This is a genomic window from Paenibacillus sp. FSL H8-0259, from assembly GCF_037963255.1.
Lineage (GTDB): Bacteria > Bacillota > Bacilli > Paenibacillales > Paenibacillaceae > Paenibacillus_AQ > Paenibacillus_AQ phytohabitans.
The window spans coordinates 7229700-7252225 of sequence record NZ_CP150147.1 but is presented as its reverse complement, the minus strand read 5'-3'; the positions used below and the strand labels follow the sequence as shown (position 1 = coordinate 7252225).

Annotated in this window: 15 protein-coding genes; all 15 read left to right on the top strand. The window is 54.8% G+C overall.

Translation table 11 applies throughout. From position 1 onward, the window contains the following. Positions 1–171 precede the first annotated feature (171 nt). Entirely contained in the window at positions 172–1833 is a 1662-nt protein-coding gene (locus tag NSU01_RS31035; protein WP_197074305.1) for a histidine kinase, read from the top strand. Further along, positions 1830–3500 carry a response regulator gene (locus NSU01_RS31030; RefSeq protein WP_042139993.1) on the top strand — a complete coding sequence of 557 codons (1671 nt, stop codon included), beginning with the start codon at positions 1830–1832 and terminating at the stop codon, positions 3498–3500. The genes NSU01_RS31035 and NSU01_RS31030 overlap by 4 nt, the downstream gene beginning before the upstream one ends. Before the next feature lie 99 nt (positions 3501–3599). Continuing rightward, positions 3600–5243 (top strand): extracellular solute-binding protein, encoded by a 1644-nt coding sequence (locus NSU01_RS31025; protein ID WP_076248490.1) that lies wholly within the window; start codon positions 3600–3602, stop codon positions 5241–5243. 9 nt (positions 5244–5252) lie between these two features. Then, positions 5253–6671 carry a family 43 glycosylhydrolase gene (locus NSU01_RS31020; RefSeq protein ID WP_076248492.1) on the top strand — a complete coding sequence of 473 codons (1419 nt, stop codon included), beginning with the start codon at positions 5253–5255 and terminating at the stop codon, positions 6669–6671. Positions 6672–6707: 36 nt separating this feature from the next. Then, positions 6708–9950 (top strand): DUF6259 domain-containing protein, encoded by a 3243-nt coding sequence (locus NSU01_RS31015; RefSeq protein WP_076248495.1) that lies wholly within the window; start codon positions 6708–6710, stop codon positions 9948–9950. Between the two features lie 41 nt (positions 9951–9991). Beyond that, positions 9992–11608 (top strand): extracellular solute-binding protein, encoded by a 1617-nt coding sequence (locus NSU01_RS31010; RefSeq protein WP_076248497.1) that lies wholly within the window; start codon positions 9992–9994, stop codon positions 11606–11608. Between the two features lie 15 nt (positions 11609–11623). Then, entirely contained in the window at positions 11624–12535 is a 912-nt protein-coding gene (locus NSU01_RS31005) for an ABC transporter permease subunit (RefSeq protein WP_256704046.1), read from the top strand. A 14-nt stretch (positions 12536–12549) separates the two neighbouring features. Continuing rightward, the gene (locus NSU01_RS31000) at positions 12550–13431 is read left to right on the top strand and encodes a carbohydrate ABC transporter permease (RefSeq protein WP_042139988.1); all 882 of its coding nucleotides are present in this window, start codon (positions 12550–12552) and stop codon (positions 13429–13431) included. A gap of 34 nt (positions 13432–13465) precedes the next feature. Continuing rightward, entirely contained in the window at positions 13466–15535 is a 2070-nt protein-coding gene (locus NSU01_RS30995; RefSeq protein WP_076248498.1) for a TIM-barrel domain-containing protein, read from the top strand. 9 nt (positions 15536–15544) lie between these two features. After that, positions 15545–17062, top strand: a complete 1518-nt coding sequence (locus NSU01_RS30990) for an FGGY-family carbohydrate kinase (protein ID WP_076248499.1) — start codon at positions 15545–15547, stop codon at positions 17060–17062. Between the two features lie 13 nt (positions 17063–17075). Beyond that, positions 17076–17954: a class II fructose-bisphosphate aldolase gene (locus tag NSU01_RS30985; RefSeq protein ID WP_039303072.1), complete on the top strand. Its 879-nt coding sequence runs from the start codon at positions 17076–17078 to the stop codon at positions 17952–17954. 34 nt (positions 17955–17988) lie between these two features. Further along, positions 17989–19038, top strand: a complete 1050-nt coding sequence (locus tag NSU01_RS30980; RefSeq protein ID WP_076248500.1) for a DUF4432 family protein — start codon at positions 17989–17991, stop codon at positions 19036–19038. A gap of 19 nt (positions 19039–19057) precedes the next feature. Further along, on the top strand, positions 19058–20551 hold the full coding sequence (gene araA / locus NSU01_RS30975) for an L-arabinose isomerase (RefSeq protein WP_076248501.1): 1494 nt from the start codon (positions 19058–19060) through the stop codon (positions 20549–20551). A 175-nt stretch (positions 20552–20726) separates the two neighbouring features. Then, complete coding sequence (gene gatC, locus NSU01_RS30970; RefSeq protein ID WP_042139983.1) at positions 20727–21014, top strand: Asp-tRNA(Asn)/Glu-tRNA(Gln) amidotransferase subunit GatC; 288 nt, start codon at positions 20727–20729, stop codon at positions 21012–21014. A gap of 25 nt (positions 21015–21039) precedes the next feature. Further along, the gene (gene gatA / locus NSU01_RS30965; RefSeq protein ID WP_076248502.1) at positions 21040–22497 is read left to right on the top strand and encodes an Asp-tRNA(Asn)/Glu-tRNA(Gln) amidotransferase subunit GatA; all 1458 of its coding nucleotides are present in this window, start codon (positions 21040–21042) and stop codon (positions 22495–22497) included. The last annotated feature ends 29 nt before the right edge of the window (positions 22498–22526 follow it).

The window sequence follows — 22526 nt, the reverse complement described above, 5'->3', positions numbered from 1 at the left end:
TCTTTATTATTGTTTAAGGGCCTGCTGCAGAGGTATGATGGGACTACAGGGGAGGCTTGTGGAAGGAGAGAGATGCTGTTGATCAGATTTATGAGAACGCTTTCAATTTATCCCAAACTTGTTATGGCTTTCTTGCTTGTCATTATTCCGCTCTACCTGTGGGGTCTAGTCATGAATCAATCCGGACAGGAGGTTGTCCAGAAGCAAATCTCGGAATCCATGGCCAGCCGTGTCCACTTCTATCTGACTTCGCTGGAGACAGAGCTGACACGGCTGACGCGGCTGAAGCTGGAGTATGTCAATGACGATGATTTGCTCTTGCTGGCGACGGTTCCGAACCAGTTGAACGATTATGAACGGACCCGCGCCTTGTTATCCGCCAAGAGCAAATTATATTTGCTCAAAAGCTCCAGCCCGTTCGTGGAGAACGTTAAGCTGTATATTCCTTCCCTGGACCGGAGCATTAATGCCAACAATTTCGACAGTGAGATGCCGCTTGAAGAACTGGAGGACATTCTGAACCCGGCTCACATGAAATCGCCGATCTTCGGTATGGGCGAGAAGCTGCTGATGAGCGGCGTGTATCCCGATGCCGTGTATGCCGGCCGGCCGCCTGTGCTGGCCATCGAAATTCAGCTGTCACGCCCGGAGATTCTCCGCTCACTCTCCAGCATGGCCGAGGGGGAGGGCGGCGGAGCTGTATGGATGGACACTGGCGGTCAGTGGCAGATTGCCTCCGGTGTGGAGGACTCGCTGCTGGCTGCGTTCGGGGAAGCTCCCCGCGGGGAGTTGCTCAACGACAGCGGCGAGTCCGGCCAATACCGGCTGGAGTCGGCAGGCGTTGACTATTTTGGAGCCAGTGAATATTCACCGCTGCTGGGAACGACTTTGGCCGTGTTTGTTCCTGCGGAAACGGTGCTGGAGCCGCTGAACAAGCATCGCAACTGGATTTGGGGAGAGTCGCTGGTCGCTTTGCTGCTCGCCGTAGTTTTCTCTTACTGGATATACAGGTTTATTCATAAGCCGATGAGGCGGCTGATTACTTCCTTCCGGAGAGTGGAGATGGGTGATCTGAGTGTCAGGCTCTATCACGGCAATCAGGATGAATTCAATTATGTATATAACCACTTCAACCATATGCTGGAGCGGATTCAGGAGTTGATTCATGAGGTGTATGAGCAGCAGATCAGATCCCAGCAATCCGAGCTTAAGCAATTGCAATCGCAGATTAACCCCCATTTTTTTTACAACACCTTCTTCATTCTGCAGGGTCTCGTTCGTATGAGGGAACATGAAGTAGCCGAGCGGATGCTTCACCATCTCAGCGGCTATTTTCAGTTTATTACACGTAGTGGAGCAGAACAGGTCAGTCTGCTTGCAGAGATGAAGCACGCATGGTCTTATGTGGAGATTCAGAATATACGCTTTGCCGGTACAGTTACAGCCGAACTGGAGCCCATACCGCAAGGGTGGGAGACTTCTATGGTGCCTCGGCTCATTGTCCAGCCATTAATTGAGAATGCTTATGCCCACGGGCTGGAGAACAAGCTGGCAGAAGGGATGCTGCGGGTAACCTTCCGGGAGGAAGGGGCGGACCGGCTTGTCATCGGGGTGGAAGACAACGGCGAATCGCTGGACGATGAACAGCTGAATGCGCTGCGCAGAACGCTGGCTCTTGCTGAAGAAGCTATGGAGACGACAGGAATACTCAATGTGCACCGCCGGCTTCAGTTGAACTATGGTCCGGCGTTCGGAATTGAGGTGTCACGCAGCGGGCTGGGCGGATTGAAGGTGCTGCTGATGATAAGACGGGAAGAAGGGAGACAGCCATGATCAGACTGCTGATTGTCGATAATGAACGGTGGATTGTACGGAACCTGCTTGATCTGTTCGGGCACTGGGACAAGCTGGAGCTGGAGGTATACGGTGCTTATTCCGCTGCGGAGGCACTGGAGCAGCTCGGAAAGATGAAGTTCGATATTGTATTGTCCGATATCCGTATGCCGGGAATGGACGGGCTTGAGCTGCAGCAGGAAATCAGACGCCACTGGCCGTGGTGCAAAATTATTTTTTTGAGCGGATATAACGAATTTGATTATATACAGCAAGTCATGCGTGGCGGCGGGGTGGACTACCTGTTAAAGACAGAAGGTGAGGAAGCGATTCTTCACGCTGTGGAGCAGGCCGCTGCGCAGCTATATGCGGCGGTGGAAGCAGAGGAGCTGATCGAGCGGGCACACCGGCAGCTCCAGCTTGTCCGTCCCCTGCTGCTGGGCGATTATTTGCTGGAGCTGTTGCAGGGGGACAGCCCGCTCGTAAGCCAGCTTGCACATAAATTCCAGGAGCTGGAATGCCCGCTGGATGCCGGATGCGGCGTAATGCTCGCCATCGGGCGCGTGGACGATTGGCGGGACGAGCTTAGTGTAGCAGAGAGGGAGCTGATGCTGTACGCTATCCGGAATATTGCCGAAGAATATTGGCTCCCCTCCGTGCGCTGCCTCAGTCTGCGTTATGAGAAGAACAAGCTGCTGTGGCTGCTGCAGCCTATGGCAGATGCTCCGGAGGACAGGGAGCGGGCGCTCCGGTTCATCCATGGGACGCTTGAGACGATCGCCATGAGCTGCAAGCGGCTGCTGAAGCTGCGGCTGTCGTTCTCGGCCGGTGCAGCATTTCGCCCCTGGGAGGAGGCGCCCCGGCAGTTCAGCACCCTGAAGGCGCTGCTGGGACGGGGACTCGGCATGGGCAAGGAGCTTGTTCTGATCGAACAGCGCAAGGAAGCTGGAGATGAGGCGCAGCAGGCAGAGCTGCACAATCATGAAATTAGCAGCCAATTGGGGAAGCTGGGAGCCATGGCGGCTTATTTGGACAACGGACAGCAGGAGCATTTTTTTCTCGAATTCGGCAAGCTGGCAGTGTTGGCCTCCCCTGCGCGTGGCACCGACAACCGGCTGAAGCTGGAGATCTACTATTCGCTCATGTGTTTGTTGCTGTCTTATATGAACCGCTGGGAACTGCATGAGGTCATCGGAGAGTCCATTGATTTGGACAAGCTTACAAGATATGAGGCCCACCCTTCTTGGGAGAGCGCGGAAGATTATTTGTCGGCGCTGGCCATGCGGCTGTTTGAACAAAAGCAAGATGACCAGGTCTACCGCGAGCATGATTTGATTACCCGCGTCCGGTTGTACGTGGAGCACCATTTGGCCGGCGATCTCTCACTGACCCGGATCGGTGATGTCGTCGGCTACAATCCGTATTACTTGACCCGGTTGTATAAGCGTTTAACGGGCCAGTCGTTGCCGGATTACGTGGCTTCCTCCCGGTTGGCGGAAGCCCAGAAGCTGCTGGAGGGCGGCAGTCTGATTGTGCAGGACATTTCGAAAGCGGTAGGCTTTATGACGGAGCAATCCTTCTACCGCTTTTTCAAGAAGGAGACCGGCATTACTCCCCAGGAATACAGAGAGAGGCATACCTTATCCAAATCGGATAATCAAAAGTGAAAATCGGCGAGTAGAGGGGCTAGGGGAAGCGAGCCTATAATAATGCTAAATAAGGCGAACTTTCACGAAAGACCCACCAAGATTTAGGGGGGATAAGAAGTGAAGGGAAAGAGATTGGCAGTCTTGACGTCTTACGGAATCGTTCTGTCGCTTCTGCTGAGCGCTGGCAGTCCCGGAACGGACAGAAGCTTGAACTCTGCGGAACATGAAGCCTACCCGTTTGGAAAATACGATCCGCCGATTCAGCTTCATATCGCGCGTCCGGTTGATCAGACCTGGACGTATCCCGGCGGTGACAGCATTGAAGATAATATCTGGTACCGGGAGTACCGCAGCCTGCTGGGCATCGAAATTGAACACGATTGGACCGCCTTGCCGGGCGAGTACAACCGCAAGCTGAATGTCCTGATCGCATTGGGCAGTCTGCCGGAGATGTTCTCCGTCTCGGCAGGCCAGCTCAAACAGCTGGCCGATGCGGATCAATTGGAAGATCTGACCGCGGTCTACGAGCGCTACGCTTCCAGCCGCACCAAAAAACTGCAGATGGGAGACGGCGGCGCGGCCTTGGCTTCCGCCACGTTCAACGGCAAACTGCTGGCCATTCCCATCGTCAATGCTCCGATCTACGAAGCCAATCTGCTGTGGGTGCGTACGGACTGGCTGGACAAATTGGGTCTGCCTGAGCCCAAAACGCTGGAGGAGGTGTTTGCGATTGCCGATGCATTTACGGGGCAAGATCCCGACGGCAACAACCGGCAGGATACCTTTGGCTTGGCCATCAATAATTACCTGTATGGCGGCATTGCCTCGGTTACCGGATTCTTCAATGCGTATCACGCTTATCCGCAGACCTGGATCAAGGACGGGAACGGTCAAGTGATGTACGGTTCCATTCAGCCCGAGATGAAGCGTGCGCTGGGCAAGCTTCAGGAGATGTATAGGAGCGGGCAGCTGGACCGGGAATTCGGTGTCAAGGACAGCGACCAGGTGGTGGAGGATATCTCCGCGAACAAGCTCGGCATGACGTTCGGTGCCAACTGGAATCCCTATGTATTTCTGGATGCGGTACGGCAAAACCCCGGAATGGAGTGGAAGCCGTTTGCGGTGCCTTCGGTGGATGGCGTGCCGGCCAAGGCCAGCGTAGGCTTCTCGGCCAGCGGATATGTCGTAGTGCGCAAAGGCTATCAGCACCCGGAGGCTGTGGTGAAAATGCTGAACCTGCATGAAGAGGTGGTTCACGGCTCCAGACGCGGCGAAGGCGAATTCATTACCGTGGAAGAAGCCGGCGGACGGATCAACACCTCCAGGCTGTCCTTTGTCCAATCCGGTGTATCCAACGAGGATGTGGCAGAGTCGTTGTCGTTACTGCGCGAGGCCATCAGGAACGAGGATGGAAGCCTGCTGAAGGATGCGCTCACCGAAACCGACAAATACGGGCCGACTCTTGATTACCTGACAACCGGGAATATGGATAATTGGGCCGTTGCCCATCAATATTTCGGGTTCGAGACGACCATGGACCACTATAGCGGCGACCGGCTGCTGATGACTGCCTTCGGCGGACAGACCCCTACGATGACAGAGAAGTGGGCCATGCTGGACAGACTCGAGAAAGAAACCTTCACCAAAATTATTATGGGGGCGGTTTCCATTGATGAATTCGATAGATTCGTAAAGGATTGGAACCGGCTTGGCGGTAAGGCGATCCTGGAAGAAATTAATGAACCGTATGGAGGAGAGTGAACGAGCAGCATGAGCAAATTATTCTACAAGCCTGAAGACGGCTGGCTGGCCGACGTTATCCCGTTCTATGAGGACGGCGAGTTCAAGCTGCTGTATCTGAAAGATTGGCGCGACAGGGAAGGACACGGTGAAGGCACGCCCTGGTTTCTGCTGGGGACCCGGGATTTCATTCACTACAAGGAATACGGAGAGGTTCTGCCCAGGGGAGGGGTATCCGAGCAGGACCTGTATATCTATACGGGATGCGTGCTGAAGAAAGACGGACTGTATCATATTTTCTATACCGGCAACAATTTTCATTATCCGGCGGAGGGCAAGGCGCAGCAGGCAGTGATGCATGCGGTCAGCAGTGATTTTGTACATTGGGAAAAACGGCCGCAGGATGCCTTCTACGCGCCAACGGAGGTCTACGAGGAGCATGACTGGCGCGATCCGTTTGTGTTCTGGAACGAGGAGGCGGGGGAATATTGGATGCTGCTTGCCGCCCGGTTAAAGGAAGGGCCAGCGGGCCGCCGCGGTTGCGTTGCCCTATGCGCCTCCAAGGACTTGACCGGCTGGGAGGTACGCGATCCGTTCTGGGCTCCCTACTTGTATACGACTCACGAATGCCCGGATCTGTTCCGGATGGGGGAATGGTGGTACCTTCTGTACTCGACATTCTCGGACCGTACAGTCACGCATTACCGGATGAGCCGCTCGCTGCAGGGGCCTTGGCTGGCGCCGGAGAACGATGCACTTGATACCCGGGCATTCTATGCCGCCAAGACCTGGACTGACGGTGAGCGGCGTTATGCATTCGGATGGAACCCGACGCGGGAAGGCGAGCATGACGGGGGCACCTGGCAATGGGGCGGACATCTGGTTGTGCATGAAGTCGTACAGGGCACGGATGGTGAACTGCTTGTAAAAGTGCCGGATACCCTGAATGCTGCGTTCAATAAGGAAAGCGCTTTATCCTTCACCGAAGTGCTCGGACGCTGGAAGTTCAGCGGCAGCACGGCCGCGGTTACAGCAGCCGATTCCTTCGCCGGTGCCTATGCGGGGCCATTACCGGACGGCGCCTGCAAGCTGGAGGCGACGATAACGTTCGCTCCCGGCACCCGGGGCTGCGGCATTGTTCTGCGGACCGATCAGGAGTTCGGGCAGGGGTATATGATCCGGCTGGAGCCGGGCCGTAACCGGATTGTTGTTGACCAGTGGCCGAGGAAGGGAGATGTCCCCTACGCCGTCGGCATGGAGCGGCCGCTGCAATTACTGCCGGAAACCGCCTGCTCGTTAAGCATATATCTGGAAGATCAGGTATGCGTAGTCTATGTGAACGAGGAGCTTGCGTTAAGCACACGGCTGTATGATTTCCAGCAGGGAGGGACGGGGCTGTTCGTGAGTGAGGGGAGTGCGGAATTCATATTCAGGCAGTTTGCAATGTAGGTCCATTCCAATCCGGATGAAGAGAGGGGATAGGTAATGATCAATGTTGTAAGAAGAACAGTGATGGTATGTGTGGCGTGTATCCTTTTATATAGCAGTCTGCCGGGCTTTAGTTCTGCAGATACGGCTAATGTAAAGGTGACGATTGATTCCGGCACGGCCGCCATCGACTTCACTTATGGCACGATAAACCTGGCCCGCGGCAACGAAGGCAAGCTGACCGGTATCCGCCATCTGGCGCAGAACAATCTGTGGAATGATACGGCTGCTTCCACCGTTTCAGCGAAGAGAGGGCATGTCACCTATGAACACACCTGGGGGTCGGGCACTTCGCTGGCTGAGCTGGAGACAACGGTTGCCCGCAAATATGACGGTACCTTGACCGTCAGCCAGCATGCGCAGACAGAGCAGCCAGGCATATCGGGCGTGCAATGGGGATTCATTATCCCCGATACGTATGATCTGATTATTCCCGCACTGGGCGGGATCCGGCTCACTGCCGAATCACCGGACGCCGCCTATGGCTTCTCCCAGTTCACCTATCCCGATGTCTGGGAGGCGCAGATGTTTCTTGTGCAGGGGGCAGAGGGCGGACTGCTGGTTCATGCGGATGACAATGCCGGTTTCTTCAAAACATTGCATGTGAAGCATGAGAATGGCAGCTTCTATGTAGGAATAGAGACGCAAGCGCCCGCTCCATTTCAGCAAACGACCAAGGCGGTCTCCACCGATTGGCGGCTTAAAGCCTACGCCGGTGACTGGGCAAAAGGATCCGCGATGTACCGGGAGTGGGCAGATGGCGCCTTCGGGTTAGCTGAATCTTCCGCGAAGGCACCGGATTGGGCCAAGGATATCGGATTCACGGTGCTGACGGATCTGGAAGACCAGCCGATGCTTGAGGAGCTTGCACAGCGGGTAGATGCGGAGCGGACGCTGCTGGTTGTTCCCGGCTGGAGAGCAGACCCCTATGATGTGAATTTTCCCAATTATGAGCCGAAGCCGGATATCGCAGCCAGGATCGACGCTGCCCAGGCGCTGGGATTCCGCGTCATGCTGTATGTAAATATATTTGGAACATCATTTAACAACGAGAATTATACACAGATGCAGCCCTATCAGGTGAAAGATCCGTTCACGCTGGAGCGGAAGCGCTGGGAGTATACAGCAGGATCGGAACAGATTTCATTTGCCGTTATTAATCCGGCGGCGGAGGCGTGGCGGGAACTCTTCGTTAACAAGATGACTGCCCTGGTGAATGAGGTCGGACCGGACGCGCTGCACCTGGACCAGTCGCTGCTCATGTATAACGATGCCAACGGCCTGATTGACGGCAACAACATGATGCAAGGCAATATCGCCCTGCACCGCGAGCTTAGAGAAGCGCTGCCGGATATCGCCATGGGCGGGGAGAGCCTGAATGAAATCACGACACGGTACGAGTCCTTTGCGCAGCGCCATGCCTATGGAATCTTCTCCGCGAGCGGAACATGGGATGACAGCAAAATCAGTCAGGTGGTTCCGGCCAGCTCAGCGATTTTTGCCCCGTATACGACCATTTACGGTCATCCCGATCATGCGAACCCGATCACGGAGGATTATTTTATGGCCTGGCATAAGGTTGTTCAGAACCGGCTGGGGGCTATTCCGATGCTCACAAGACCTAATCTGGGCCAGATCGCCAATCCTACGCCGCTGATGGAACAATTGCTGGATGAAGCGGGCTGGTACCAGAGTGCACAGCCTACAGCTGATTTCAGCAATATGTCTGATCCCACTCTGTTTGCTTTCAGGACAGCAAACGGCGGCAGTGCCAAATATGTGCGCGATTCCTATGGCGAGAAGCTGACCGCCTACGACGGGAACCCTTCCGGCGGGGGCACCGACATCATGCGTTATTTGTACGGGGCAGAGGCCTATCCGTTGCCGGGAAGCATTCCGGGGTGGCTGCTCTATGATGAACAGAAGCTGTTCGGGCTGGACCCGGACAAAACGTATCTGTATTTGAACCAGGTCCGCGATCCCGAGGGATTCCATGTCTATGAGTGGCCGGAGGATGTGGCGCTAAAACGGCTGTCCAGCCGCTCCACCCACACCACCATCGTTATGGACGACAAGCTTCAGTCCGGTGATATAGATCTGCTGAATTACGAAGGACCGGTGAGAGCAGGAGAGGTCCTGGGAGACGGCACCGTCCATACAACCGCAGCCCCGTTCCCTACCACGGGCGGATTCTCCTACTCCTTTCCCGGAGGAGGAACTGTGCAGCACTGGGGCGACCGGATCCTGGCCCATCCGCCTTACGCAGGACAGTGGCAGGGCGGGCATACCTGGCTGGAATTTGACATCAGTCTGCCCGCAGCAGCGGCAGCGAGCTTTCAAGCGGGTGTGCAGCTGGGCTCCGAGCAGAACGTTGCGAGCAGTGACGGTGTCACCTTCAAGGTATCCGCCTGGGATAAGGCAGAAGCGCCTGGGGACCGTACGGTGCTGAGTGAAGAGCAGTTCAGCAGAAGTGCCTCACCTACAGCCATGGAGCTGGATTTGTCGGAATTAGCAGGCAAAGAAGTGACCCTCCGGCTGGAGACGCATCCCGGTGTGACGGTGGACAATGATTCTGCCGTATGGGTGGCGCCGACGGTAGCCGTTGCAACTTACGGCGGCAATCGCAGCGTAAGCTTCAAGGTGAACAGCCCGCTGCCCTTAACTGTGGTGCAATCCAGCTACGGAGCAGCCTCGTCTGTAAGTCTAGGTAACAATCACTACGAAATTACAGCACCTGCCTCGGGTACGGTGTATCTGATTCACAACGTGTCTGCTCCTGTGCAGCTGCCATTATCGTTACCCGGCGCTCCATATCATTCGAGCCTGGTGTTCGAGGACGGAAGCGAAGGGCAAGCCCAGTCTCCGTTCGGCGGATTCCCGGGAAGCGGCTCTGTACTCGGTCTTGAGAAGCAGGGGCTGGATGCCCACCCGCCGCAGCACGGGCAGACGCATATTGAATATGCCTTGAATTTGCCCGCAGACACGCAGGCTGTACTGCAGGGATTCGCCGGCATTAAGGACGGATCGGATGACTCCCAGGGCGCCGGCTTCCGCATAGCGGTGAACGGAACGGTAAAGTGGTCGCAGGATATAATGCCGGGCGGGGCCTGGACGCCGTTCAGTATCCCGCTGGCCGAATATGCCGGAACTTCGGTGATCATCACCCTGATCACCGATTCTTTGGGCGATTACGGATATGACCGGGCCTTCTGGGGCCAGCCGGCTCTGATTGTGCAATAAAGAGATCATGCAGAAACCGAATATGAGGGGGAAGCAAAATCATGAGAAAAATTGCCGCTTTATCTATTAGTACCGTTCTTTTGGCCCTGACAGCCTGCAGCTCACCATCCAATACCAAAGACACTGCCAGCTCCAGTGCCGATCCCAAGCAACCCATTGACCTGCGGGTAGGCCGTTATTCCCTGCCCACCTGGGGGTATCCCGCAGGGGATGATTTTGCGAACAACATCTGGTACCGGCATTATGCTGACAAGTTCAATCTGAACGTCATACACGAATGGACAGCTCTGCAGAATGAATACAATGAGAAGCTGAACATCGTCATTGCCTCGGGATCGATTCCGGATATCGTCATCGAAGCCTCCACCAACCAGCTGGAGACCATGGTAAAGGCCGGTATGACAGCGGATCTGACCGATGTTTTCGAGGAGCATGCGTCTGATTTGACGAAGGAGATTCTGACCGGTGACGGCGGCCTTGCGATGGATTCGGCTACCTTTGACGGCAAGCTCATGGCTTTGCCCTACACGACCTCGGTCATCTATGAACCCAGTCTGCTGTGGGTGCGGCAGGACTGGCTGGATAAGCTGAACCTGCCTGTGCCGAAGACCATTGACGATGTGATTGCGGTGGCCAAGGCCTTCAAGGAACAGGACCCGGACGGCAACGGCATCGACGACACCGGCGGGCTGGCGTTCAGCAACTGGCTATTCGACGGGATTACCTCCACCACCGGATTCTTCAACGGCTACCATGCCTATCCGCAGAGCTGGCTCAAAGGAGATGACGGCAAAATCACCTACGGCAGCGTGCAGCCTGAAATGAAGAATGCCTTGGCTAAGCTCAGAGAAATGTATCAGGCCGGCCTGATTGATCCTGAGTTTGGCATGAAGGATACGACCAAGGTAACGGAGGAGGTCAGCGGCGGCAAATACGGCATCAGCTATGGACGCTGCTGGAATGTATACATGTACGGCACGGGCCTGGAGGGCCAGCCGGATATGGTCTGGACCCCACTGGCGGCCCCGAGCGCCGACGGGCAGGATGTATTTGCCAATGTAGGCACAACCGTGGTGAGCTACTACGCGGTGAACAAAGACTATAAGCATCCCGAAATTCTCGTCCAATTATTGAATGATTACAACGAGATGGCTTACGGTCCGAACCGGAATGATCCCGAGGTCAAGAAATTCTTTGCTTTCGAAAAAGGGCAGACCATTGTGGAACAGGGGCACTTGTCTCTGGCCCGGACTCTTACGACCGATGATGCTACCGTGAAATCTTTGGAATACCTGATCGAAGCCATCGAGAAGCGCGATCCCAGCAAGCTGGACCAGGCTCTGACCGAGACGGGGAAATACGAACCGAGCATAGCTTATCTGGACGGCAAGGGGACCGGCTATATGGAGTATCACCAGGTCAAAGCCTTCAAAACGATTGTGGAGGGCTATGGCACGGATCATCTGATTCCCCAGGCTTATGGAGGCACCACAGAAACGATGCTGAATAAAATGGGCATTCTGGGCGATTATGAACGTGAAATTTTCACGAAGATCATCATGGGTGCAGAGCCTATTGATGCATTCGATACTTTCGTATCCGAGTGGCACAAGCTGGGCGGCCAGCAGATTCTGGACGAGATCAACGCCAGCTTGTGATGAAAGGGGTAGCCTATTGTGAGAGCATTGCACCTGAAGAGCCGCTTCAGACATGAGTTGCCGTATCATTTGTTTTTGATACCGGGAATTATACTGGCCGTTCTATTCTGCTATATCCCGATGATGGGGATTGTCATGGCCTTCCAGAACTTTAGCGTGTTCAAGGGCTGGCTTGAGGGTCCGTGGGTCGGGATGGACAATTTCAAATATATTATTTCCATGCCCCGCTTCGGGCAAGTCATGTATAACACGATCTATATCTCGATTTTGAAAATTGTATTTTCATTGATTGTGCCTATCGTTGTTGCGCTGCTGCTGAACGAAATGCGCGGCCAGAGGCTGAAACGCGTGCTGCAAACTGCGATGTACCTGCCTTATTTCCTGTCCTGGGTGGTTTTGGGCGGCATTATCCTGGATGTCCTCAGTCTGGAGGGGGTGATTAACAGCCTCATCCAGGCCTTTGGCGGAGAGCCGGTGGGCTTCCTGTCCAGCAACCGGCTGTTTCCCGGCGTACTGGTCACTACTGAAGTGTGGAAGAACTTTGGCTTCAATACGATTATCTATATGGCTGCGCTAACCTCCATCAATCCGGATTTATATGAAGCGGCCATGATTGACGGAGCCAGCCGCTGGCGGCAGATCTGGCATGTTACGCTGCCCGGCATTCGTCCCACAATCATTCTTCTGGCTACTCTGAGTCTCGGCAATGTGCTGAACGCCGGGTTTGAGCAGGTATTCATGCTGCTCAATCCGCTGGTGGTCGATTCCGGCGATATCCTGGATACGCTGGTCTACCGGCTGGCCTTCAATCAGGCGCAGTACAGCGTAGCGACAGCCGTAGGACTGTTTAAATCCCTGGTGTCCGGAGTACTTATTTCAGTTTCCTATTATATGGCTTATAAGTTTGCCGATTACCGCATTTTTTGAAAGGGGGAGCAAGGGTGAAATACCGTTTGAACGGCAGCACCGTGTTCGCAGTATTCAACAAAGTGTTTCTCATTCTCTTGGGAATCCTCTGCATTGCGCCGATTGTCAATACGTTAGCCATTTCCTTCAGCTCCGCCTCGGCGGTGGCGATGGGGAAGGTACGGTTTTTTCCGTCGGACTTTTCACTGGACGCTTATAAATTTATCGCTACCCGTCCGGAATTCCTAAGATCCTTGGGCGTGGCTGTGATCCGGGTGCTTGTAGGGAGCGCCCTGCAGATGCTGGTTACTTTTATTTCGGCTTATCCCCTTTCCAGGGAGAACAGGGATTTCAGCATGCGGACGTTTTATGTATGGTTTTTCATGTTCACCATCCTGTTCAGCGGAGGCATTGTGCCCCTGTACATGCAAGTGAAATCCCTCCACATGCTGGATACCATGATGGTACTGGTCCTGCCGACAGCCCTGGCGGTCTTCAACATCGTTCTGATGATCAATTTCTTCAGAGGACTGCCCCGGGAACTGGATGAGTCCTTCCGCATAGATGGAGCCGGACACTGGACCATCCTGTGGCGGTTATACTTCCCGCTGTCCTTGCCTGCTTTTGCGACCATCCTGCTGCTGGCTATGGTAGGGCATTGGAATAGCTGGTTTGACGGAATGATCTTCATGAACCAGACCGAGAACTATCCGCTCGCCACCTATTTGCGCTCCATTATTGTCAGCTTCGATTTCAGCAATGTGAGGTCTGAGGATGCCGCACTCCTGGCCAGCATCTCACCGCGCACGACCAAGAGCGCACAGATCATTCTGGCCACGTTGCCCATCTTGTGTGTATACCCTTTTTTACAGCGTTATTTCGTGTCTGGTCTCGTTCTGGGAAGCGTGAAGGGATAGTTCCAAAAACTATTTACAGTAGGAGAAATGGATTATGCAGAAAATTGCCAGCGGAATCTTTAAGCTGACCTTCGGAACACCCGAAGAATTTACACCGGTATCGGTATTGAAGCCTGTCACATGTCTCGAAGCGCTGAATGCGCTTGAAGATCATCCGCTTCCCTTTCTAAGGGAGGATATTCATTTTCAACCGCGCCAGGGCTCCGTATTGCTGGAGATTCCCTTGGAGCCGGAAGAGGAAGTATACGGTTTGGGCTTACAGCTTAAATCGTTCAGACAGAGCGGCAGCAAGAAGAAGCTGCGCACGAATTCCGACCCGTCCGCGGATCTGGGAGACTCCCATGCGCCGGTTCCCTTTTATGTAAGTACTGCCGGTTATGCCATTCTGGTGGATACGGCCCGGTACGCGACCTTTTTCAGCGGAGGGTGCAAGAGAGTTGGCAGCAAGCAGGATCTGGAAGGCTTCGAATCGGCAGGCACCGAGAAGGGGCACTGGGAAGTGAAAAAGGGAAGCGGCAATATGCTGGTGGATATCCCTGCGGCGCAAGGAGTAGATATTTATGTGTTTTGCGGCGGGGATATGAAGGACGCGGTCAGCCGCTATAATCTGTTCAGCGGCGGCGGGGCGTTACCTCCGATGTGGGGATTGGGTGTCATGTACCGTGCAGACTGGCATGCGGATCAGGAGGATGTCCTGCAGTTAGCCCGGCAAATCAGGGAAGATGAGATGCCCTGCGACATGTTTGGTCTGGAGCCCGGCTGGCAGACGAACGCCTACTCCTGCACCTATGTGTGGGACAGCAACAGATTTCCGGATGAGAAAAGGCTGATCCAGGATCTGAATGATATGGGGTACCGGCTTAATCTGTGGGAACATGCTTATGTGCATCCTGATAGTCCTGTCTTCCCGGAGCTGAAGCCTTATTCGGCCGACAGCTATGTATGGGACGGTCTGGTGCCGGATTTCACGCAAGCTGAGGCCCGGAAAGCCTTCACGGACATCCATCAGCCCTTCATTGAGGCGGGGTTATCAGGCTTCAAGCTGGATGAATGTGATAACGGCGATTATATCGGCAACTGGGGTTTTCCCGATTTCGCCCGTTTTCCGGGAGGGGCGGACGGGGAGCAGATGCACAGCTTGTTCGGCCAGCTCTATCAGCAAACGATGCTCGCCCCGTTCAAGGCAGCGGATCGCCGGACCTATGGACAGGTGCGCGCTTCCCATGCGCTCGCGGCGCCCTATCCCTATGTACTGTACAGCGACCTCTACGATCATGAAGACTTCGTACAGGGGCTGGCCACAGCGTCCTTCTCAGGTCTGCTCTGGTCGCCGGAGGTCCGTCAGACAGCAACGAGGGAAGAGCTGCTGCGCCGGATTGGCGCTGTGATTTTCTCGCCTCTGGCGGTGCTTAACTGTTATATGATTCCTTCGCCGCCATGGAAGCAATTCGATCATGACAAGAACCATGCCGGTGAATGGCTGGAGGATTGGCCGCAGCTGGCGCAGCAATGCAGAAAGCTTCTGCAAATCCGAATGAGTCTGATTCCTTACTTGTATGCCGCATTTGGCAGATACCGCCAGCAGGGAGTACCCCCTATACGTCCCTTGGTGATGGATTACCCGGGTGACTCTGAGGTGCTGGATTGCTTCGACCAGTTCATGGTTGGAGAGGATCTTATGGCTGCTCCTGTTGTCTATGGTAACGGTGACACACGTAAAATCTACCTGCCTCAAGGCCGCTGGTACGAACGATTGAACGGAGAGTGGCTGAACGGCGGACAATGGATCACCCGCCAGGTTGCTGAGGATGAAGTTCCTCTGTATATCAAACAGGGCGCGCTAATTCCTTGGGCAGAGCCCGTTCTATGTGTCCGGGACGACACCGTTTTTAATATAGAGCCTGTTCTGTACGGTGCGAAAGCAGGGGAATGCTCGCTTTTATGTGATGATGCAGTAAGCTATTCCATGATTTCTGAGAGCCTGCCTTTTGCCACAATTAAGGTGACCCAAGAAGGCGGTCTGAGCATAGAGGAACAAGACATAATCTCTGAGCGCTATAGTATAGCCGGTGTGAAATACGTCCCGGATGGGGAGAGGGGCTGAACCGGGGACATGTCCGTCGATCTCATAGGCCTAGATATCGGGTCAACAGGAACGAAATGCCTGATCATGGCTCCAACGGGTGAGGTGCTGGCCCAGGCATACAGGGAATACCCCATGGAATCGCCAGAAAACGGCTGTTATGAGCTGAGTCCGCAGCGGGTGTGGGAAGCGGTTCAAGCTGTGATCAGTTCCGCAATGAACAAGTATGACAGACCGCCTGCCATGCTTGCCGGACTGTCCGTTTCTTCCTTTGGGGAGGCTGCCGTTTTGCTCGACAGCGGGGGCTGCGTGCTTGGAAACAGCCTGCTGTATATTGACAAGCGGGGAAGCGAGCAACTGGAGGTTTTGGTGGAGCATATCGGAGAAGAGAACATCATCGGCAAGACGGGTCTTCATCCCCATCCGATGTACACCCTCTCCAAATTGATGTGGTACCGGGAAGAGCGGCCGGACATTTATGAGCGGCTTCACACCTTTCTGCCGTTTGGATCATTCATTCTCTATAAGCTGGGTGCAGGACCGGTAATCGACTATTCGCTGGCGTCCAGAACGCTGGCCTTTGATGTCCACCGGCTTGAGTGGGATGAGGAGATTATCCGGGCGTCAGGCTTAAGGAGCGGGATATTTCCCCAGGCGCTGGAGCTTGGATCACGGCTGGGCAATATTTCACCCGCAGCGGCTGAGGCGCTGGGGTTGCCTGCCCACCTTCAGCTGGTGCTCGGCGGACATGACCAGGTATGCGCTGCCATTGGCGCGGGAGTCACGGAAGAGGGCTCGGCCGTAGACGGCATTGGCACCGTAGAGTGCATCACGCCGGTCTTTCATAAAATGCAGGTCAATGATAAGGCGCTTGCGCTCAGCAAGCTGGCGCTGGTTCCTTATATCCAGGGAAGTTATACCACCTATGCGTTTAATTTCACTGGCGGCTCCCTGCTCAAGTGGTACAGGGACCAGTTCGGTTATGAAGAGAAATGTGCGGCAGATGAGTCCGGCCGGAGTGTCTATGAGATTATGGGCGAGAGCGCCGGAGAAGGTCCTACAGACATTTTGGTACTGCCGCATTTTGCCGGCTCAGGCACTCCATACATGAATCCGGCTGCGGTTGGGGTCATCGCGGGCTTGAATTTCAACACCACGAAGGGTGAACTGTACAGAGCCTTGATGGAGGGCGTCACCTATGAGATGAGGCTCAATCTGGATTGTCTGGAGCAAGCGGGTATGCGTATCAGAGAACTAAAAGCCTGCGGCGGCGGTGCCAAGTCCGCCCTGTGGCTGCAAATCAAGGCGGACATCATGAACAGGGCCGTCATCGCCCTTGATATCGAAGAGGCGGGTATTCTAGGAGCGGTTATTCTGGCCGGGGTGGCGCTGGGAGTGTTCCCTTCCTATGCAGAAGCTGCCCGCCGTTTGGTGAAGGTGGGCACTACCTTCTATCCGCGCCCTGAGAACCGTAGGCACTATGACGAGAATTACGCCAAATATAAACGGCTGTATCAAGCAGTGAATAACGTCATGTCGAACCCATAGGAGATGCTGAAGAATGCCATTAGTGACCCTGAAAGAGTTAATGAAGGATGCCGAAGCCAAACGTTATGCCGTCGGCGCGTACAATGTGATTAATTTGGAGATGATCCGGGGAATCATTGCCGGGGCCGAGGAGGCGCGCTCACCGGTCATTCTGTCCTTTGCGGAAGTGCATATTCCGCTTGTTCCGCTGGAGGTGATCGCTCCCATTATACTGGCGGCTGCGAGGCAAGCTCAGGTTCCCGTTGCGGTACACCTGGATCACGGCCAGGATCACGAAATTCTGATCCGGGCGATGCAGCTCGGCTTCTCGTCGGTGATGTTCGACGGTGCGCATCTGCCGCTGGATGAGAATATCCGCCAGACCAATGAAATCAGCAAAATCGCCAAGGCGCTCGGAGTTTCCGTAGAAGCCGAACTTGGCAAGATTCTGCGTCCGGAGGGCGGCGGAGCGGAGGAAGAAATAGAAGAATATGATCCGGACGATGTTTACACCAATCCCCAAGAAGCACAAACCTTTATTGAACATACCGATGTCGATGCGCTCGCCGTTGCTTACGGGACTGCGCACGGTGTTTATCTGACAGAACCGGTTCTGGATTTTGAGCGTTTGAAGCTCATCAAAGAGCTTACCGGCCTGCCGCTGGTGATGCATGGCGGGTCCGGACTGGATGAAGCCGCCTATATCACCTCCATACAGTGCGGCATCCGCAAGCTCAACTATTATTCCAATATGGCGCATGAAGTGGCGAATACCCTCCAGGCGAAATTGGCGGCCAACAGCGCGAAGCAGCACAAAAGCTATTATCATGACATATCCAGATGGGCTATGGAAGCAGTGCAGCAGGATATTGTGCGCACGATGAGAATTTTCGGGAGTGCCGGACAAGCCTGAGGCTTGCCTTCCCGGGTGCAGGAGGAATGGCGGTATGGCAAGACTTTATGGCAGAGAATGGACCCGGCGCGAGCTGGAGGCCAGAGTTGGCCGAATAGAGCAGCTTGCGGGAGTGCAGCCCTTTGTAATGAGAGAGGGGCCGGAGGCCGGTCAGGAAGTGTTCCGCGTGCGGACGGGCTCAGGCCTCTCCTATTGGGTGCATCCCGGGAAAGGAATGGATATCTCTTTGGCTGAATTTTGCGGCATTCCGGTTAGCTGGTCTGCCGCCAACGGCGATCCCCATGCTGCTTATTTCAGGGAAGAAGGGAATCATTGGCTGCAGACGGCTTCCGGCGGTTTGCTGATGACTTGCGGCTTGTCGCAGGCGGGTGCGGCCGGCCGGGACGAATGCGGAGCTTATGGATTGCATGGGCAGATCCATCATACACCCGCACGCCAGGCTTCATATCAGGCGGAATGGCAAGGCAATGAATATGAGATGCGCCTGCGGGGAGTCGTAGAGGAGACGTCCATTTTTGGACATAAGCTGCGTTTGACCCGCACGATTACAAGCAGGCTTGGAGAGAACAGTTTGCAGCTTTGCGATAGCGTGGAGAATGCAGGCTTTACCCCGGCCCCGCATCTGATGCTGTATCATTTCAACTTTGGCTTTCCGCTGCTTGCAGAGGATACCCGGATCATCTTGCCGGAGAGCAGCTGTGCTCCGCGTGATGATGATATGGAGATATCACGGATACATGAATGGCAGGCGCCGGATCAACGTTTCAAGGAACAAGTGTACTACCATGAGCCATTGGAGCGGCAAACATACATCTGCGCTCAAATCAGCAGCCCTTCTTTTCCTGTACCCGGCTTATCCTCTTCTGCGGGAGGCCTGACGGCAGAGCTGAAGTGGGATCAGCGGACGCTGCCCAGACTGGTGCAGTGGAGAATGCCCGGAGCAGGCGAACATGTGCTGGGACTCGAGCCGTCCAATTGCTGGACCCGGGGGAGAGCGGAAGAGCGCGGAGCGCATTCTTCGAAGCTGCTTGAGCCTGGAGAAGCCGTTCATTACGAAATTGAATTGAAATTCAAAACGAGTTGAACAAACGGAGGAATTTGATATGCTGCAGGCTAAGCCTTATGTATTCTGGTTTGTCACAGGGAGCCAAGGTTTGTACGGAGAGGATGTACTTGAGCAGGTGGAGGAGAATTCCAGGAGAATGGTCGAGGAGTTAAACCGCGAAGGGGGCCTCCCGTATCCGATCCAATTCCGCGAAACGGTTACGGCTCCGGAAGCGATTCTGCGAGTTTGCCTTGAAGCCAATTCCAGCGGGACCTGCGCGGGGGTGATCACATGGATGCACACCTTCTCTCCGGCCAAAATGTGGATCTCGGGGCTGACCCAGCTGCGCAAGCCGCTGCTGCATCTCCATACCCAATACAATATCGAGATTCCCTGGGACAGTATCGACATGGAGTTTATGAACTTGAACCAGGCGGCGCATGGCGACCGTGAGTTCGGGTTCATCGGCGCCCGCCTGCGAATGCCCAGAAAGATTATTGCAGGCCACTGGAAGGATGAAGAGGTGCGTGCAAGAATCGGAGGGTGGATGAAGACGGCGGCGGGTTATACCGGGAGCCAGACGATGAGAATCGCCAGGTTCGGCGATAATATGCGTGATGTCGCGGTGACGGAAGGCGATAAGGTGGAGGCGCAAATCAAGCTGGGGTGGACGGTCAACGGTTATCCGGCCGGCGATCTGGCTGAACGGGTTCGGAGTGTAAGTGATGCCAAGCTGCGTACGCTGATGGATGAATACGCCGAATTGTACGATTTTACGGATCAGGGTCGCGCCGATGGCGCTGAACGGGAAGCCATTCGTGAACAGGCGCGGATGGAGATTGCGCTGAGCGAATTTTTGGAGGAGGGCGGATATACAGCGTTCGTGACCAGCTTCCAGGACCTGCATGGACTGAAGCAATTGCCGGGGCTGGCGGCTCAGCGGCTGATGGCGGCAGGCTACGGCTTCGGCGGTGAAGGCGACTGGAAGACGGCCGCGCTGGTACGGATGATGAAGATTATGGCCGGGAATCAAGGCACCTCTTTCATGGAGGATTATACGTATCATCTGCAAAAGGGCAATGAAATGGTGCTGGGTTCCCATATGCTGGAGATCTGCCCGTCCCTGGCTGACGACAAACCAAGGATTGAAGTGCATCCCTTGTTTGTCGGCGGCAAGGAAGCTCCGGCGCGACTAATATTTAACGGCGCAAGCGGCACAGGAATCAATGCCACCCTGGTGGATATGGGCGACCGGTTCCGCCTGATCGTCAATGAAGTGAATGCCGTACAGAATGAACATAGAATGCCTCATCTGCCGGTAGCGCGCCTCCTCTGGCAGCCGCAGCCGTCCTTGACCCGTGCATCGGAAGCCTGGATTCTGGCCGGGGGTGCACATCATTTCGCCTTTTCCTTCCACACAACGAGTGAACAGCTCCGGGATTGGGCGCGCATGGCAGGAATCGAGTGTCTTGTCATCGACGCCTCCAGCACCTTGATTTCACTTGAAAATGAGCTGCGCTGGAATGACCTGTATTACAGGTTGAATCATTAGCCGGATTAAGCTTAATCAGTCAAAGACCCGCTTCCTGCCACAATCAGCAGGTGCGGGTCTTTTGCTGCATATATCTCCCTCCATCGACAAGCGCATTGAATTGTAAGGCCGTCTACAATATAATTAAAAACGTTATCCGGGCGCTTTAGCCCTTTAAACAGGAGGGATATTCATTATGAGCATCACCGTCAAAGATGTGCAGCATGTGGCCAAGCTGGCCCGACTGCAATTAAGCCCGGAAGAAGAGGCTACCTTCACCGAACAAATGAATGCTATTTTACAATATGCCGAGAAATTGAATGAGCTGGATACTGAGAATGTAGAGCCGACCACTCATGTGCTGCAGGTCAGTAATGTGATGCGTGACGATGTAGTCAAGGAGAGCCTGTCCCAGGAGGCAGCGCTGCTTAACGCACCGGAAGATGAAGACGGACACTTTAAGGTTCCCGCTGTTCTGGAATAACTAAAGCCTGAGAGGAGGAAGCAAGTTGAGCCTGTTTCAATATCGATTACCTGAAGTACATAACATGCTGCACAGTAAAGCGGTCTCGGTCAGTGAGCTGACGGAAGCGTCGCTTTCTGCCATTGCGGAGCATGACAGTAAGGTTCATGCTTTTTTGACACTGAATGAAGAGGGTGCCCGTGATCAAGCACGCGCACTAGATGACAAGCTGGCTTCCGGAGCCGCGCGCGGTCTGCTGTTCGGACTTCCTGCCGGAATCAAGGATAATATTGTCACCAAAGGTCTGCGCACCACCTGTGCCAGCCAGTTCCTGACCAATTTCCAGCCGGTTTACGATGCCACAGTAGTTTCCAAGCTGCGCCAGGCCGATGCCGTAACGATCGGCAAGCTGAACATGGACGAGTTCGCCATGGGCGGCTCGAATGAGAATTCCAGCTTCGGCGCTGTGCGAAATCCATGGGATTTGGAGTGTGTTCCCGGCGGGTCGAGCGGTGGTTCGGCAGCGGCGGTTGCGGCCGGAGAAGTGTTCTTCACCCTCGGCTCCGACACCGGCGGCTCGATCCGCCAGCCGGCTTCCTATTGCGGAGTGGTCGGCCTTAAGCCAACGTACGGGTTAGTGTCGCGTTATGGTCTGGTGGCATTTGCTTCCTCACTGGATCAGATTGGCCCGATTACCCGGACCGTTGAGGATTCCGCGTATGTACTGCAGGCGATTGCAGGCTATGACGCCCAGGATTCCACCTCGGCCAAGGTCAGCATTCCGGATTACCTGAGCTCGCTGACCGGTGATATCTCCGGTTTGCGTATTGCAGTGCCGAAGGAATACATCGGCGAAGGCGTAGATGCATCGGTCCGCGAATCTGTGCTGTCAGCGCTTAAAGTTCTTGAAGGTCTTGGCGCCGTGTGGGAAGAAGTTTCTCTTCCGCATACTGAATATGCCGTAGCCGCTTATTATCTGCTCTCCTCTTCGGAGGCTTCCTCCAACCTGGCCCGTTTTGACGGCGTCCGCTATGGGGTTCGTGTAGACAATGGCGGCGGTTTGCTGGATCTGTACCATAACTCCCGCAGCCAAGGCTTCGGTCCTGAAGTCAAACGCCGGATTATGCTCGGCACCTATGCGCTCAGCTCCGGATATTATGATGCTTACTATTTGAAGGCGCAGAAGGTACGCACCTTGATTAAGCAGGATTTTGATGAAGTGTTCAAGAAATATGATGTCGTAATCGGCCCGACTGCGCCAACCACAGCCTTTAAGCTGGGCTCGCAGACCGAAGATCCGCTGACCATGTACCTGAATGATATCCTGACCATACCTGTCAGTCTGGCTGGTATTCCTGCTATCAGCATTCCTTGCGGCTTCGCTGAAGGCCTGCCTGTCGGCTTGCAGATTATCGGCAAGGAGTTTGACGAGAGTACGGTACTGCGCGTTGCGCATGCCTTTGAACAACATACAGAGCATCACAAGGCCCGTCCGCAAATGTAGCTACCAGTTTGAGTATATGCCCACAAAAC